The organism is Paenibacillus sp. GM2, assembly GCF_900069005.2.
GTDB lineage: Bacteria > Bacillota > Bacilli > Paenibacillales > Paenibacillaceae > Fontibacillus.
This window is the reverse complement of the sequence record NZ_LN831278.1, coordinates 26346-42069: the sequence shown is the minus strand read 5'-3', so window position 1 is coordinate 42069 and position 15724 is coordinate 26346. Positions and strand designations below refer to the sequence as shown.

Sequence of the window (15724 nt, the reverse complement as noted above, 5' to 3'; positions counted from 1 at the left end):
CTCTATCCCACCTTAGTCAATGTAAATAGAAGCTTTGGTGCTGGAAAATAAGTCTTCTTAAACGCAAACCTATTATCAAAAATCATTGAGAACTGTTCTCAGCTAAAACTTAACATACCTTACCTGGCCTCCTTGTGACTGGGATCACAAATTGTTTTATAATGATGTATGTTTATTTTTAGGCTTTGTTTTGCCACAATAGAGGCGGGAGGGATTTTACATGTCAGTATCAAATGCAAACTTACTATATATAGAAGATGATCAGGAGATTGGAACCTTTATTAGCGGTGAATTAAGCAGCCGGGGCTATGAAGTTACCTGGTTAACTAGCGGAGAGCGTGCCATGGAGCTAGCAGAGACAAGCAATCTGGTTATTCTCGATGTCATGCTGCCGGGGCTTGATGGATTCACCGTCGGACAACGTCTGAAGAAGCAGTTCCCGCATCTCCCGATCCTGATGCTATCGGCTCGGGCCTCGATCGATGACAAGCTTCATGGTCTGCAGTTCGCTGATGATTATTTGACGAAGCCGTTTCATCCTGAAGAATTGGCAGCCCGGATTGAAGTATTGCTGCGCCGCAGCGGGGCTCCATCGGCTGCGCCATTACAGCTGCGCCACTTACTCATTCACGAGAAGGAGAATATCATCGTGAATCAGGATACCGGAAAAGAGATTATTTTGACCGGTAAACAGTTTCACATCTTTCAATTCCTACTGCAGCATCTCGGACAAATTTTAACCAAGGAACAAATATACGAAGGCGTCTGGGGAGAGCCCTATCTGGACGGAGACAAGACATTAATGGTGCACATCCGCCATCTGCGGGAGAAAATCGAACGCGACCCAGCAGCCCCTGAGATTATTGAGACGATTCGCGGCATCGGTTACCGGGTGCGGTCATGAGACAGCATCACTGGAACAAGCCGAAATTTCGCAATTCGCTGCTATCCAGATACGTTCTGATCATCGCGATTGCTTTTCTATTCATTCCGGTGGCGGTTCCTGCCGGTCTCGTTCTGTCCTTCACTGTGAATTACTATTTCTTCCCTGAGCACCAGGTGGAACAGCCTCTAGGATACAATTCAGATGATCTGGAAAAGATGTGGCATAACGAAGCCAAGCAGCTTGGCGGTCATAAAGCTCCGGAAGAGATAGATGCCAAGCTGCGTGAGATTAAGGAGAAATATCCCCAGGCCTCTCTATTCTGGGTGGATGGTGCAGAGAGAACGCGTCTGCAGTTACCCGAACAGAGCGATCTGCCCGCAAAATGGTCTACCGAGAATACGATTCAATTCATGAAGACGGTATCCAATAAAAAAAACTTTGGCGTCGTTGCTTTTATTGGTGATGATAAGACTGGAGGGGAAGGGTTCATGGTTTTGAAGATTCCTCGCCATTATTTGATGCAGGGCAGGGAATTCGAAAACCGTTTCTATGGTCTCTTCTTGCTGATCTTGCTATCGATATTCCTGCTCCTCTCCTATCTCTTCTTCCGGAATATCCGCAAGCGGCTGCTTAACCTGGAGTCAGGCATGATGCGTACGAATAAGCATGGATTGCCAATACGAATTGATGAAGGGCGCGCGGATGAAATCGGCAGCCTGGAGAAGGCTTTCAATCATATGGTTGGCAAGCTGGAGGAAGGTAAACGGCGGGAACAAGAGGAAGAGAAGCTGCGCAAGAACTTGATCAATAATTTATCGCATGATTTACGGACACCGTTAACCGTACTGTCCGGGCATATCTATGCCCTGGATAAACAACCGCTGCCCGAAGAGGCACATGAGTCCGTACAACTCATGAAGACGAAGATCAGCGACCTCGATCATCTGATTGACCATCTGCTATCCTACAATCTGCTTACTAGCGGACGGTATGCCATGTCGGCGAAAACTCAGGATATACTCCGCATAGTCCGGGTAAGCGCCGCCGCTTGGTATCCGATCTGGGAGAAAGCAGAGCTTACGATCGACATTGATCTTCCCGATGAACCGCTGGTGTGGGAAGTGGACGAGCAGGCATTCCGTCGGATTCTGGACAATCTGTTCCAGAACTTGTACCGCTATGCAAGCTCCGGTAAATATGTAGGCATTGCTACTGTACAGAGATATGGACGGATGGCCCTGGTCATCGCCGATCACGGCCCCGGCTTTCACGCGGACGCCCCTTCCAAGGGAGCGGGACTTGGACTGGCCATCGTTGACCTCTTAATGAAGCAAATGAAACTAGTTCTGGATATAGACTCCACAGATTCAGGCACGCGCATTTATATTTATCCGGTCAGCCACTCATCTTAGGCGGTTTAAAAAATCCACTTTAATAGCAAGGTAATCATGAAGCCATTTAACATCGGAACCTTAGTTCAGCCGGACCTTTTAAACACGCGCTTATAAGGATCTGGCGGCTTCCAAATAATTAAACCATTCTTAAACTTCGGCCTTCTTTCATTTAAACTTGCCCCGGTAATATGATAGCCGAGGTGATTAATTGTGAATGATATGGTCATTCAAACCAAGGGACTAACGAAAAAATATCGCGCACGAGCCGCAGTCAATCAATTGAACCTTGAAATCAAAAAAGGGGATATATATGGCTTCCTGGGACCCAACGGGGCTGGCAAGACAACGACGATTCGAATGCTGCTCGGTCTGATAAAGCCGACATCGGGCTCCATCTCCATCTTCGGCCGCGATTTGCGTAAAGATAAATTGGCGATTCTGAAGCGGATCGGCTCTTTAGTTGAATATCCTTCCTATTATGGCCATCTAAGCGCTATCGACAATCTGGAAGCACTGCGCCGGATCCTGGACGTACCCAAATCCCGGATCGACGAAGTGCTGGAGATTGTCTCATTAACTTCAGAAGCACGCCGACCCGTTAAAGGCTATTCACTCGGGATGAGACAGCGCCTTGGCATCGCCGCTTCCCTGCTGGGCAACCCGGAGATGCTTATCCTTGACGAACCGACGAACGGCTTGGATCCATCGGGGATTCATGAGATCCGTGAGTTAATTAAAAGAATGCCGGAGCAGTATGGCATTACCGTTCTGGTCTCCAGTCACTTACTGAGCGAAATTGAGCAAATGGCCGGAACGGTTGGCATTATTCGGGAAGGCCAAATGGTGTTCCAGGATACAATCTCTAATCTCCAAATGAAGGCTTCCCATCATATCAAGCTTGTGGTTTCCGAGCCGGAATCGGCGCTTTGGCTTGCCCGGGATCTCGGTTCTATCGGCGGCCTTGAGGAGAATACATTGGTCTTCCCGGATATGCAGGACGCCAGGATCGCTGCGTTAGTCAAACGTCTGGTAGAGAATGGCCATGATATATACAGGGTAGAGCAGGAGAGAAAATCACTCGAGGATATCTTCATGCAGGTTATCGGGGAGGGGAATTAGCCATGATGCTTCGTTCGCTATCGGCTGACTTCCTGAAAATCCGCGGCAAAGGAATTTGGCTTCTCATCATTCTTGCGCCGCTCGGAGTGGTAGCTATTGAAGCGCTGAACTTCGGGCTTCGCTTCGACTACCTGGGTAAAAGATATGCCGACGACCTCTGGGGAGGTCTTATCGGGGAAACCGCCATGTTCGTTCCAATCTCCTTATATTTAGGCTGTACATTAGTCAGCTCGCTTATCGCTAATGTCGAGCATCAGCTCAATTCCTGGAAGCAACTGCTCGCACTGCCTATCTCGCGTACAGCGGTATTTGCCGGTAAGTTTACACTTAGCGTGCTTCTCCTATTTGTATCCTGTATTGTTCTGTCGATCGGAACGATCATACTCGGGATGTCGCTGGGATTCGATGCACAGTTGCCTTGGAAAGACCTGCTTACCATGGGCTTCTTCCCATTCCTGGCGACTATGCCGGTCTTGTCCCTGCAGCTATGGCTTTCACTTACGTTCCAAAATCAGACGTTGCCGGTATCGCTAGGCGTCCTAATCTCATTGATGTCGCCCTTCCTCATGCAATTCTCCGAATGGTTCCCGTTGAACTGGCCCATAATGGCCCTTCGTTCCGAGCATCAGCTCTGGTTCATCGGTACTGGCATTGGGGTAGGGATGATTATTATGCTGATTGGCCTTGTTCATTTTAATAAAAAGGACGTGGATTAAGATGCAGACTTATGCGCGAATACTATCTTCCGAACAGCTTAAAATGTCGAAGTCGCGTCTGTGGCTTATTTTGATCGTCAGTCCCATCCTCGCCGGTCTGATCGGGATCTTCGCCAATCTGCCGCCAGGTCCGGTAGCATGGCCGATGTTAATTGCCTCCATGGTTATGCTCCATGGCATGCTGATCCTGCCGATCATAACCGGGGTACTCTCAGCCTCTATTTGCCGCTATGAGCACAATGGCGGAGGCTGGAAGCAGCTCTTGGCCATGCCGGTATCACGCGCATCCGTATATTTCGCCAAGCTAACTATCGTTGCCGGCTTGTTAGCATTCTGCCAGTTGCTTATGCTCGGGGCTTTCCTGATTACCGGAGCGTTCCATGGCATATTGGGCGATATCCCCTGGGGAACCTTGGCTATCAGCCTGATCGGCGGATGGATCGCCTGCTTGCCGCTGGCTACCCTACAGCTTGGTGTCTCCCTGGGCTGGGCCAGCTTCGCTGCTCCACTTGCCGTGAATGTCTCATTAACAATACCGAACATGCTCATCGTGAATTCACCGACATATGCTCCATTTTATCCATGGGCACAACCTTTGTTAGCCATGATGCCTACGGGGCAAAAGGAATTCGGAGCCTTCAACCTCCCGTTAGAGAGTCTGATGATCACCGTGTTAGGCAGCTTGATCGTCTTCATGATCATTGGCCTCGTCCATTTTCAGCGTAAAGAAATCTAATCGTCGGGGTTGTCCGATAAGTCGCCAGAGATGACTTGGGACAACTCCGTTTCCCTATATAAAGAGATCAAAATAACGTAGTACCTGCTTTAATATTTAATGAGCACAATGACGGCTTATTTAAAAAGATCGCTTCTACATGCTTGTTTTCGGCATAGTCGCGGCAAGCAAAGCCCCCTTAGATACGCAGCATAGTACACATAAAAAAGGCTACCCTACACCAAAACTTTGTGCAGGATAGCCCGTTTTATTTTTAGCGTTTGGCGTATTTCTTTGTCCGTTCGTCCTCGATTACGCCGCTCCAGTTCAGCCCATAAGCGAAATCATATACATGCTGCTCATAATCCACATGGCACTCCATATCATGCGCCACATCCTCAAGCTGCTCCTCCACCGTCTTCATATGGGCCGGCATCTGCATCGGCAGCAAGCCGGAAGGTTCAAAGACCCCGCTTATCACATCCATGATCGCTTGATCCTGCAAGCCGAAGTTGACCAGAATCGCCTCGACCTCAGGCTCAAACTCCGCCACAACCGCCGGGTTAGAGAGGCGCAGGGATACGATGACAGGCTTGCCATTCATCCGTTTCTTCGTCTCCAGCACCATATCCAAATCCGACTCATTTTTAGACGATACCGTCTTACCTTTATAGGAGCGATTCAATACATCGCCATCACGAGCATCTCCCGCCAGACTCGTCTCGCGTGCATGTTCGGCTGTATATGGACGATATTGAAGGCTTAATGGCACATATCCGTTGCCCCCCTGCTCCACATCCTCACGGCTGTATCCGGTCATCCCGGAGCTTGGGCCTTCGATAAACACTAACGCGAAGTCCGCTTCTTCCGGATTCTCCGTGACTGTAAAATAACGACTCACAATATCGAGATTCACCGGGTCCACCAGCTTCTCTGCAACCGGGTTTCCGAACCAGTCATGGCCCGCTGCGATATACCGTTTTGGAATATACACTTTGCTCTTTGCTGCTAATGGCAGCACACTCTCCTTATTCTTAAGCATAACAACGGATTTCAACTGTGCATCATAACCGGCTTGCATAAATTCAGGTCGGCCGACCGTCTTGGAGCTTAACACCGGATCCAGGTACGGATTCTCAAACAACCCCAGGCGGAAAATATTAAGCAGCAAACGCACTGCGGATTGCTCAAACCGTTCGCGCATATAGGCTTCGCCGTGCTCGGCCACACCCATCCGGTAAGCCTCCAGCACAGGCCCTTTATCATTGTTTCCGCCGAATTGATCTGCCCCCGCCATCAGCACCTTATAATGACGCTCAGCTACCGTAAGACCTTCAACCCCCCATGACTTACCGCTCAGGAACTCATCGCGACTCGTCTCATCGCCAGTAATCATCCAGTCCGTACATACTACACCTTCGTAACCATACTTATCGCGCAGCAAATCCTTGATCAGATAACGGCTATATGAATTGCCGACATTCTCATAATAGACTGGATCCTGATCCGTCGAAATCGTATAATACGGCATCACCGCGGAAGCTTGCCCTGTCTTGCCATCCAGCTTAAAGGCTCCATCTACAAAAGGAAGCAGATGCTCTTCAAAGTTATTGCCCGGATAAACTGCATACTTCCCGCTGCCGAAATGCGCATCCCGGCCGGACTCGCCAGAACCGCCGCCAGGCCAATGCTTCACCATCGCATTAACGCTATCATAGCCCCAGCCTTCGACCAGTTCACTCTCGCCTTCGGAATTCTGAAAGCCATCTACATAGGCCCTGGCCAAATCCGTCGAGAGTTTAGAGTCCTCGCCAAAGGTACCGTTGAAGCGGAACCAGCGCGGATCAGTCGCCATATCGATCTGCGGCGACAATGCTGTGGTCAGACCAAGCGCTCGGTACTCCTTGGAAGCAACCTCGCCGAACTGCTTCACGACGTCCGAATCGAAGGACGCCGCCAGGCCCAACGTCTCCGGCCACATGGAGATCGTGCCGCCTGAACCGGCATTGAACTCGGAACTCGTCTGTGTCCCATGCCGCGGATCAGAGCTATTGTTGGCCGGAATCCCCAGGCCCACTCCCTCAACAAAGGCCTGAACCTGGTTGTTCCAACGGGCCGCCACCTCCGGGCTCTCTACCGCAGCGACGAGAATATGACGCAGATGATCCTTGGCGAGAAAACCCATCTGCTCATCTGTCATCTCCCAAGGCTTGGCACCGCTCTCCTCGTAACTCTTTCCTCCATAAGTGCCTGAGAACCAACCGCCGCTGGCTGCCGGCACATTCTGGTGACTGCTGTACAGCATCAAACCGGCGATTTGCTCTATGGTCATTTTTGAGGCAAGGTCCTTGGCCCGCTCTTCCGCTGGCAATCTCCAATCCTCATATTTATCCAGCTTGCCGTCCTTGCTCAGGTCCTTGAATAAGAGACCGTCCTGTTCCAGAATCCGGACACCCGACGAGGTAGAATACCCAAGCGTTGGCCCTCCCGAATTTTGTACATACCTAATTTGCTTGATAGTATCCTCTTGCTCTCCCATCGTTTAAACTCCTCCTATCACGTATTTATCTATTTTGTCGACGGGCTCAACAGTTGGCCCGGATCATTTGCTTACAGACCTAGCTTCTGATTCAAATCATCAATGAGCTTCTGAAAATCCGCTTCCGATGTACCTGAGCCAAAGAAACTGATCATGGAACGCAGTCCGTCATATTTCTTCCATTTCGCTACTTCTTCAAATAATAGAAGCAAACCTCCGTCCTCCATACTCTCCGCGAAGAGTGCTCCCATATGCTTAATGCTCTCGAGACTGTCATTCATCGCTTTCTCGGCAAATTCAACGGTCTCTGGGATAGCCAACAGCTCATAGAACTTCGTATTACGGGTCACCTTGCGGAATGGAACCATCGTGGATACCACTTTGATCGTCGCTCTGAGCGGCGTTACAGCAGAAGAAGAACCGATGACGATATCATAGGAGCCCGTTTCCGCGAACCAGTCATGGATTTCCGTGTTGAAATAAGCAAAGGAGCGTTGGTCGAGCGTAAAGCTTACCTCTGTAGATTCTCCCGCTTGCAGTTCCACCTTCTCGAATCCTTTGAGCTCCTTCACAGGTCTTACCACCGTGCTGTCCAGCGGCTGTACATAGAGCTGCACGATTTCTTTCCCCGCGCGATCTCCGGTATTGCGTACAGTAACGATAACCTCAGCCGTATCGCTATCCTTCATAATCTCTTTGCTTAATCTGATATTTTCGTAAGCGAAGCTGGTATAACTAAGGCCATAGCCAAATGGGAACAACGGCTGCTCCTCCTTGGCCTCGTAATAGCGGTATCCCACAAACAAGCCTTCGCCGTAATTAACCTCGCTCTTCCCTCCCGGGAAGTTCAAGTAGGCCGGAGTTTGCTTCAGGCTGGCCGGGAAGGTCTCAGCCAATTTACCGCTAGGGTTCACCTTGCCGAAGAGAATATCCGCTGCGGCGCCTCCGCCGGCTTGCCCGCCCAAATACCCCTCAAGAACCGCTTTGGCGGAATCCAGCCAAGGCATAACTACCGGTGCGCCGTTGGATAGTACCACGATCGTATTCGGCTGTACCTCGGCAACCCTGCGGATCAGCTCGCAATGGGATTCCGGCATATCCAGATGCTTACGATCAAAGCCCTCTGATTCGAAGCTGTCTGGCAGCCCCGCGAATATAATTGCTGCATCCTTGCCGGCTGCAAGTTGAACCGCTTCAGCGATTAGAGCTTCATCAACGACATCTTGATTCAAATGATAGCCCTCTGCAAACCCGACCCCGTCGCCGACGATTTCACGGATTGAATCCAGAGCATCGTCCAACTGCGTCGGGGAAATATGCGAGCTTCCTCCGCCTTGATAGCGAGGTTTTGCTGCAAAGGCGCCGATCACAGCCACCGACCGCTGCGGATCAAGTGGCAGCAGCCTATCTTCATTCTTAAGCAAAACCATACATTCAGCAGCCGTTCGCCTTGCCAGCGCGTGATGCTCCTGTTTGTTGTAAGAGAAGCCTTCCTTCCGGGCATCATAGGTCTTGAAGATGACGTTCAGTAGCCGTTCAACCGCTTGATCAAGCACGGCTTCATCCATCTTGCCTGATTTTACAGCGTCAACGATCATCTGATCGCGATCCGGCCCGCTATAAGGCATTTCCAGCTCAAGTCCCGCTTCAAGCCCTTTGACGCGTTCGTTAATAGCGCCCCAATCGGTCATCACAAACCCTTGATGGCCCCATCTTTTCTTCAATACATCCGTCAGCAGATATTCATTCTCCGAGCAGAACTCCCCATTCACGAGGTTATAGGCGCACATAACCGTCCAGGCAGCGGCCTTGGTAATCGTCCCTTCAAAAGCCCGTAAATAAATCTCGTTCAAAGTACGCTCATCCACAATCGTATTGATCGAGTTGCGCAGCGTCTCCTGGTTATTAGCTGCAAAATGCTTCACAGAGGTGCCTACGCCTTGCTCCTGCACACCCAATACATGATGGGCCCCCATTTCCGATGCGAGGAACGGGTCCTCCGAGAAATACTCGAAGTTGCGTCCGCAAAGCGGTGAACGCTTAATGTTTACAGCCGGGCCGAGAATGATCTGAACGTCCTCCGCCTGACATTCCTCGCCGAGCGCGCGTCCGACTTCTTGAATAAGCTCACGGTTCCAGGATGAGGCCAATGCCGCACCGCTAGGAAAACAGGTTGCCGGTACGCTCTTGCTGGACATATCGCCCGGATTTGCCTGCTTGCGAAGACCATGTGGACCATCGGTCATCACGATGGAAGGAATACCAACCCTTTCCACCGCTTTGGTCTGCCACATATTCAGGCCGGAGCAGAGACTTGCTTTCTCTTCTGTTGTCATTTGAGAGATGATCGCCTGTATATTTCTATCTAAATTTTGTGTCATAACTTAAGAATCCTCCTTCATAATTTACTCTGGTTCCATCGATACGGAATAATCGCCGAATTACTTCTGCCCAATTTCAGGCAATGGCTTAACCGCCATCATGCTAAGCACTACGCAGAGCGCCAGTACAACGTAGAAGAATGACCAACCGCCGATGCCCAGCAGAACCGGCGCGATTGCAGGCACAATCGATTGCGGCAAGGCATTAGCGACATTCATTAAGCCGAAGTCCTTGGCCGAATCCTCTTTGCGAGGCAAAATGCGAGCGACCAGAGCCATATCGACTGCCGTAAAGCAACCTCCGCCTAAACCGATAATCGCTGCAGCGATAACAAACATGATGTAGTTCGGAACAAAGGCAAACATCAGCAGGCCGATAATCATAATAAAAGCGGAGCCATACAGGAACGGTTTCTGCTTGCGGTATTTATCGGATAGAACACCGCCGAAGATACTTGTTAACGCCATAGCCAGCATGGATATAATGTTGATTGTCCCCACGCTATTCGTTGCTTGTGTCTCCGAGAAGCCCATTCGATTCACCAGCATGACCGTCAAATAAAGAGTGCTGCAATAGCCCATCATAAGCAGAAACTTCGAAACCAGCGCCCAGGTGAAATGCGGAAACTTCCGCGGACTTGGATAAATTTTGCTCAGCTTCTCACCCAGGGGAATCCGCTCTTTAGGAGCCCGTTCGATCTCTATCTTGCCATCGCGGATGAAGAAGCAGCTGATTACCGGTCCGATAATTCCCAGAGAACCCAGCAAAGTCCACTTCGTAACCGAGGATACGTTAGGCATCAACATCATCAGTACCATGCCCACCGTCATAGCAATTGGCAGAATCAGGCCAATAAGGCCCGAGATTGTCCCCTGCTTCTCCTGCTTGACCTGGTCAGGTATGAGCGCGGTATAGGCCGCCATAGCAAAGTTGAAGAACAATTGCGCAACGGACCAGCCAATGATAATCTGCCACACCTGAGTAGCTGTGCCTACCCAGAGCAAGGCCAGACTACCGATCACGGAACCGATAAAAATCCAGGTGCGGCGGCGGCCAAACCCGATATTCGTCCGGTCGCTGATCGCACCGCCAAGCGGATTGCCAATCAGGGCAAAGAAAGCACCGATACCGGCGACCAGGCCGTAGGATGAGGTATATCCATCGGGGTCAATCTCTATCATTTTAAAAGTAAGCAGCAGAACTGCCGGAGTCATTAGCGCTAACATCATTAACCCGTAACCCAGCATGATGCCGGTTGTTAATCTTCCTAACGGTGTTACGACCTGCCCTTTTATTTTGGACTCAGCCATTTGAAGGACCTCCCTTATGATAAATAAATATTTGATAGCGCTTTCATACTTCTATGATATAAAACAACGCCCGTCTTCTGACAGGCGCTGAATTAGCTTCTTGTATGTTCATATTTAATCATTTTTATGCAAGCGCTTCACTCTGATTCGGAAAGGACATTAAATAACGACATACTCCCGATAAACCTCCTTGTCCGTTAAAGCAGAGGCGTCAGCACCATCAATTCTATTGCATGCGGCTCAAGCTGCGCTATATAAGTCATTCCGCCATGAATTTCAAGCTCTTGTACATGCCTCCGGGGACGTGAAGCGGCGGTCAAATAGATACGATCCTCTTCCGTTACATAATCCGGCGCTCCCATCCTGACCCATTCATCATAGCTGCTGCCTTGCTGACGTGATACCGAGTAGGTTTCCATCCGGTATTTGCCTTCCGGAACCCCTTGAAGATCCAGCTCCAGCTTAATGACCTTCTCATGCTTAAATCCGTTATAACGATTCGTTGCGTTAATAAATGAGTTATCCCCCATCGCATACAGATCATCGAAGTGGCAGTAATTATAGCTTAACACTTGATAACTGCCGCTAGCTTCGGTTACGACATAACCATTGCCTTGAACCAGCAGCCGATCCCCCAGCCTGGCCAAAAGCTCGTAAGCTGTCATCGCAGCCTTGGGAATTCCGTATTGGGCAATCAGACCAAGACCTCCATGGAACAAATGCTCCGAGGCCGGCGTCTCTTCGATATTATCACTAAGCACCCAGTACCCGAAGCCTTCGATACTATCCAGATTCTCAACGATATTCTTCGCGATATAAGCCGACTTATATAGCGTATCATTCGTGAGCTCACGATGGTATGCCGTAGAGTTCCACTCTGTCAAATAGAGATCGAGGTGAGATAATCCCAGATCATCCAGCATCCTCTTCTCATGCTTCAACATATCGCGGAGAATATCCGGGTTCGGTGATATCGACACAAATTGCTCCATGACAACGCGGAAGGACAAGTCGTTTACGGTATACAAATGCTCTAATTTGCGATGGTCATTCTCGATCAGATCCTCATGGGGGTAGAAATGAACCGGAAGAAAATCAGGCAAACAATCATGCTCCTGGCAAAATGAAATGAAATTGTGAAAATACGCCGCCGTGTCCATCGAGATAATCCGCCCTGGAGCACCGATCTGCAACCTGTCTGAGACCCGTTTTAATGTACGATACGAATGCAGGTAGAATTCATTGTACTCGTCCACCGTCCCCGGCCAAAATACGGCCAGCTCCGGTTCATTCCAGAATTCCAGCTTCCAGCTCTCCACTTCTTCACGGCCATACCGATTAATGCAGTGGCGCAGAAATCGATCCAACAGCTCACACCAGCGTATTATGGAGCTTGGTCCGCTCACGAAGCTGGGGATGAAGAATACCGACTTGCTCTGTTCAGCCGCAAGCTCAGAAGGCATAAACCCTAACTCGATAAACGGCTTCAAACCGATGGATAGCAGGAAGTCAAACAGCTGGTCTACAAAGCGAAAGTTATAATGAGGCTGCCCCTCATCCTCGCGGTAAATCATCATGCTGTCATCAAAAATCCCGTGGAAGCGAATTTCTCGAAAAGGGCAGCGCTGCTGTAAATAACGCAGCTGATTCTGTACATCCTCATGCAGCCCTTCCTTGGCCTTTCCGATCGTAATGAGATTCCTCCAGGTATGCCGCAGCTGACGCCCCTGTACCGACAGGTCAACAGTCTGGTTCATTGCTTCGATTCCCAGAACCTGCAGCTCCTGACCGGATTGGCTCCGCTGCAAATACTGGTTGATGATGCCCAGCGCGCTGGCCCTATTGAAGGCGAGATAGCCCTGCGATATTCTCTCATTCGCCTTCCCCATGGCTGGATTGTACTGCTTGCGGTATTCGCTTGGGGTCATGTGATAGCGATTCTTGAACACAGTATAGAACGATTTCGAATTGGGGAAGCCGTGCTCCAGCGCAATTTCATGGACCGGCGTCTCCATATGATTAAGCATGTCGTCCACCGCATTTTTCAAGCGTATTCCACTTACGAAGGATTGGAAATTGAGGCCGATCTGCTCGCTCAGGAACTTCGATAAATACGGCACCGATAAAAATTCCTGCTCCGCAATTTCCTGCAGCGTAATCGGTTCTTGATAATGCTCTTCTATGTAGTTGATAATGCGCAGCATGCGATCCATATATTTCTCCTTAATCGCACCTTCCCCCTCCGACTCTTCTGCCCGGAAACGCTGCATCAGAATCGAAAACACACTCAGCATACGAATCCGCATTTCCAGCTCGTATACCTCGCCTCTTTTATATGTCATCTGTACCATCTCCGCCAGCAGCTGACGAATACGATCCAGAGCAGGGCGCGATTCCTTGCCCGCTGTACTGGAATCACAATCGAAGTAAACATGCTCCACGCCTTTGATATTCCCCTTAATAAAGGTATCCGGAATTAAAAAGGTCGCGATGATATTGTTATGGAAGCCAATGACCTCATGCACATGCCCGGAATTAATCAGCTTTACATCGCCCTCTGACAATGTCTGCTGCTTATGACCTACCGTCACTTCCAGGCTTCCGCGGAGGACAAAGATCATCTCCACACTGTTATGCCAGTGGCTCGGTACATAATTCACACTATGCAAGGAGACATCAAACGGTAAAGTATCGCTTGTCTCCACCAGTTCGTAGATCGATTTTCTCGTCTTCATCATTAGCCTCCTCGAGAATCAAGTTAAAATAGAGCATCCGATTCATATTTATGACATCTGTCACTTTGAAGTCATGACAAAGCTTACTACTAAGGTTTTTGAAAAATCTATATCTTTAGATTATAGAGATTAATCAAAACGAATGCGTTATGCAAAAACGCACACCGGGGGCATACAATTTTATGCTGAAAGCCTGATTTGAAACAGGCATGCACAGGCATCAAAGCTAAACAAGTACCATAAATGATGGAGGCGAATATCTTGAATCCTATTATTGAACTGCATCACACGAGCAAAACCTTTAACCATAGAATAGCGGTAAATGGTGTATCATTTCAAATCGAACCGGGCTCGGTTACGGCGATCCTTGGCCCTAATGGAGCCGGCAAAACGACCACTCTCTCGATGATGCTCGGCCTGCTGGAGCCATCCCGGGGAACGGTCAAGCTGTTTGGCCGCTCGCCCAAAGAACGGTCCGTCAGAGAACGGATCGGAGTCATGCTGCAGCATGTCAGCATCATGGATCGCTTGAAGGTGCGAGAGATTCTCGAACTGACTCGCAGCTATTATCCGAATCCCATGGACATGGAATTCCTTATTCACCTCACCGGTCTAACCACCGGCGACCTGAACCGCTATACCGAGAAGCTGTCCGGCGGACAGAAGCGCAGCCTGGGCTTCGCCATGGCATTGGCCGGCGATCCGGAGGTACTGTTCTTCGATGAGCCTACCGTGGGTCTCGATACCATGGCAAGACGCCGTTTCTGGGAGACGGTGCATAAGCTGGCCAAGCAAGGTAAGACGATTCTGTTCACTACCCATTATTTGCAGGAGGCCGATGATACGGCGAACCGCATCATCCTGTTCAACCAGGGCTCGATCGTTGCTGATGGAACTCCAGGGGAGATTAAATCAAGGATTATCCATAGCTCTCTATCTTTTCTATCTGACCAGGACGGACCGGAACTTCGGTCCAAGCTCAGCTTATTGCCACCGGTTACGAACTGTTATGACCGGGACGGAAGAATTTATGTATCCGCCGACAACACCGATGCCGCGCTTGCAGCCATTTTTGCAGCCAAACTGCCTGTCCGGGATATAAAGATTCATTCAGGAAGCCTTGATGAAGTATTTGAACAGTTAACGACGACCCAGGAGGAGACCGCTATATGAAGCTGGTAATTACGCAATTTAAAATGGAGCTGCTGCGGATATTTCGCAATCCCTATTATGTATTCTGGTCGCTGGCTATGCCGATCATCTTCTATTTTCTTTTTACACGTATTATAAGCACCGGAGCTACCGATGCTGCGGCCTGGAACAATCACTACCTCATGTCGATGGCCACTTTCAGTGTCATGGGCTCGGCGATTATGACCTTGGGCATACGCATCGTCCAGGAACGCAACCATGGTTGGAGCACCTATATGCGTGTAACTCCGCTGCCGGGAGCGATATATTTCCTGGGCAAAATGTTCGGACAGACGATTATGCATCTGACCTCGATTATCTTCATTTTTGCAGCAGGTTACCTGATCAACGGCGTCTCTTTGCCTGCATTAACCTGGATTTATTGCGGGCTGTGGATTCTCATTGCCTCCCTGCCCTTCCTGGCGCTGGGTACGCTTGTCGGCTGTATGAAGCGGGTCGATACCGCTTCTGGTATAAGCAATGCCATCTATCTGGTGATGGCCCTTCTGGGCGGAATGTGGATGCCGCTCGAGATATTGCCCAATATTATGCAAAATATCGGTAAATGGCTGCCTTCCTACAACTTCGCCAATGGAGCCTGGGAGCTTGTTCAGGGAAATCCACCGGAATGGAGCAATATCCTCATATTGGCAGGTTACTTCCTCCTATTTATGATAATATCCATATATACAAGAAAGAAGCAGGAAGCCATCTAATCGTAAATGCTGCGGTAGGAA

The 15724-nt window shown here is 49.7% G+C and carries 11 protein-coding genes; 7 read left to right on the top strand and 4 right to left on the bottom strand.

Annotation, left to right across the window (positions count from 1 at the left end):
* Positions 1 to 220: 220 nt before the first annotated feature.
* From BN1360_RS07055 to BN1360_RS07035, 5 genes are all read left to right on the top strand, one after another.
* Positions 221 to 904 (top strand): response regulator transcription factor, encoded by a 684-nt coding sequence (locus BN1360_RS07055; RefSeq protein ID WP_068779177.1) that lies wholly within the window; start codon positions 221 to 223, stop codon positions 902 to 904.
* Positions 901 to 2298 carry a HAMP domain-containing sensor histidine kinase gene (locus tag BN1360_RS07050; protein ID WP_068779176.1) on the top strand — a complete coding sequence of 466 codons (1398 nt, stop codon included), beginning with the start codon at positions 901 to 903 and terminating at the stop codon, positions 2296 to 2298. The genes BN1360_RS07055 and BN1360_RS07050 overlap by 4 nt, the downstream gene beginning before the upstream one ends.
* Before the next feature lie 192 nt (positions 2299 to 2490).
* Positions 2491 to 3399 carry an ABC transporter ATP-binding protein gene (locus tag BN1360_RS07045; RefSeq protein WP_068779175.1) on the top strand — a complete coding sequence of 303 codons (909 nt, stop codon included), beginning with the start codon at positions 2491 to 2493 and terminating at the stop codon, positions 3397 to 3399.
* Between the two features lie 2 nt (positions 3400 to 3401).
* Positions 3402 to 4115, top strand: coding sequence for an ABC transporter permease (locus tag BN1360_RS07040; RefSeq protein WP_068779174.1), 714 nt, complete (start codon positions 3402 to 3404; stop codon positions 4113 to 4115).
* A gap of 1 nt (position 4116) precedes the next feature.
* A complete protein-coding gene (locus BN1360_RS07035; RefSeq protein ID WP_068779173.1) occupies positions 4117 to 4851 on the top strand; it encodes an ABC transporter permease in 735 nt (244 codons plus the stop codon).
* Positions 4852 to 5104: 253 nt separating this feature from the next.
* Here BN1360_RS07035 and BN1360_RS07030 read toward each other — a convergent pair whose 3' ends face one another.
* The 4 genes from BN1360_RS07030 to BN1360_RS07015 form a co-directional block, all read right to left on the bottom strand.
* Positions 5105 to 7369 (bottom strand): glycoside hydrolase family 3 protein, encoded by a 2265-nt coding sequence (locus tag BN1360_RS07030; protein ID WP_068779172.1) that lies wholly within the window; start codon positions 7367 to 7369, stop codon positions 5105 to 5107.
* Between the two features lie 71 nt (positions 7370 to 7440).
* Positions 7441 to 9750 (bottom strand): beta-glucosidase family protein, encoded by a 2310-nt coding sequence (locus BN1360_RS07025; protein WP_068779171.1) that lies wholly within the window; start codon positions 9748 to 9750, stop codon positions 7441 to 7443.
* Positions 9751 to 9810: 60 nt separating this feature from the next.
* Complete coding sequence (locus BN1360_RS07020; RefSeq protein ID WP_068779170.1) at positions 9811 to 11061, bottom strand: MFS transporter; 1251 nt, start codon at positions 11059 to 11061, stop codon at positions 9811 to 9813.
* A gap of 197 nt (positions 11062 to 11258) precedes the next feature.
* On the bottom strand, positions 11259 to 13796 hold the full coding sequence (locus tag BN1360_RS07015) for a GH39 family glycosyl hydrolase (protein WP_068779169.1): 2538 nt from the start codon (positions 13794 to 13796) through the stop codon (positions 11259 to 11261).
* Between the two features lie 261 nt (positions 13797 to 14057).
* Here BN1360_RS07015 and BN1360_RS07010 point away from each other — a divergent pair, with 261 nt between their 5' ends.
* Positions 14058 to 14969, top strand: coding sequence for an ABC transporter ATP-binding protein (locus BN1360_RS07010; RefSeq protein ID WP_195714238.1), 912 nt, complete (start codon positions 14058 to 14060; stop codon positions 14967 to 14969).
* The gene (locus BN1360_RS07005; protein ID WP_068779168.1) at positions 14966 to 15703 is read left to right on the top strand and encodes an ABC transporter permease; all 738 of its coding nucleotides are present in this window, start codon (positions 14966 to 14968) and stop codon (positions 15701 to 15703) included. The genes BN1360_RS07010 and BN1360_RS07005 overlap by 4 nt, the downstream gene beginning before the upstream one ends.
* Positions 15704 to 15724: the final 21 nt, after the last annotated feature.

What these genes read in the sequence shown, in the direction of transcription:
- BN1360_RS07050 (WP_068779176.1), top strand. Translation starts at nt 901, where the DNA reads ATGAGACAGCATCACTGGAACAAGCCGAAATTTCGCAATTCGCTGCTA.
- BN1360_RS07020 (WP_068779170.1), bottom strand. Translation starts at nt 11,061, where the DNA reads ATGGCTGAGTCCAAAATAAAAGGGCAGGTCGTAACACCGTTAGGAAGA.
- BN1360_RS07015 (WP_068779169.1), bottom strand. Translation starts at nt 13,796, where the DNA reads ATGAAGACGAGAAAATCGATCTACGAACTGGTGGAGACAAGCGATACT.
- BN1360_RS07025 (WP_068779171.1), bottom strand. Translation starts at nt 9,750, where the DNA reads ATGACACAAAATTTAGATAGAAATATACAGGCGATCATCTCTCAAATG.
- BN1360_RS07055 (WP_068779177.1), top strand. Translation starts at nt 221, where the DNA reads ATGTCAGTATCAAATGCAAACTTACTATATATAGAAGATGATCAGGAG.
- BN1360_RS07040 (WP_068779174.1), top strand. Translation starts at nt 3,402, where the DNA reads ATGATGCTTCGTTCGCTATCGGCTGACTTCCTGAAAATCCGCGGCAAA.
- BN1360_RS07030 (WP_068779172.1), bottom strand. Translation starts at nt 7,369, where the DNA reads ATGGGAGAGCAAGAGGATACTATCAAGCAAATTAGGTATGTACAAAAT.
- BN1360_RS07005 (WP_068779168.1), top strand. Translation starts at nt 14,966, where the DNA reads ATGAAGCTGGTAATTACGCAATTTAAAATGGAGCTGCTGCGGATATTT.
- BN1360_RS07035 (WP_068779173.1), top strand. Translation starts at nt 4,117, where the DNA reads ATGCAGACTTATGCGCGAATACTATCTTCCGAACAGCTTAAAATGTCG.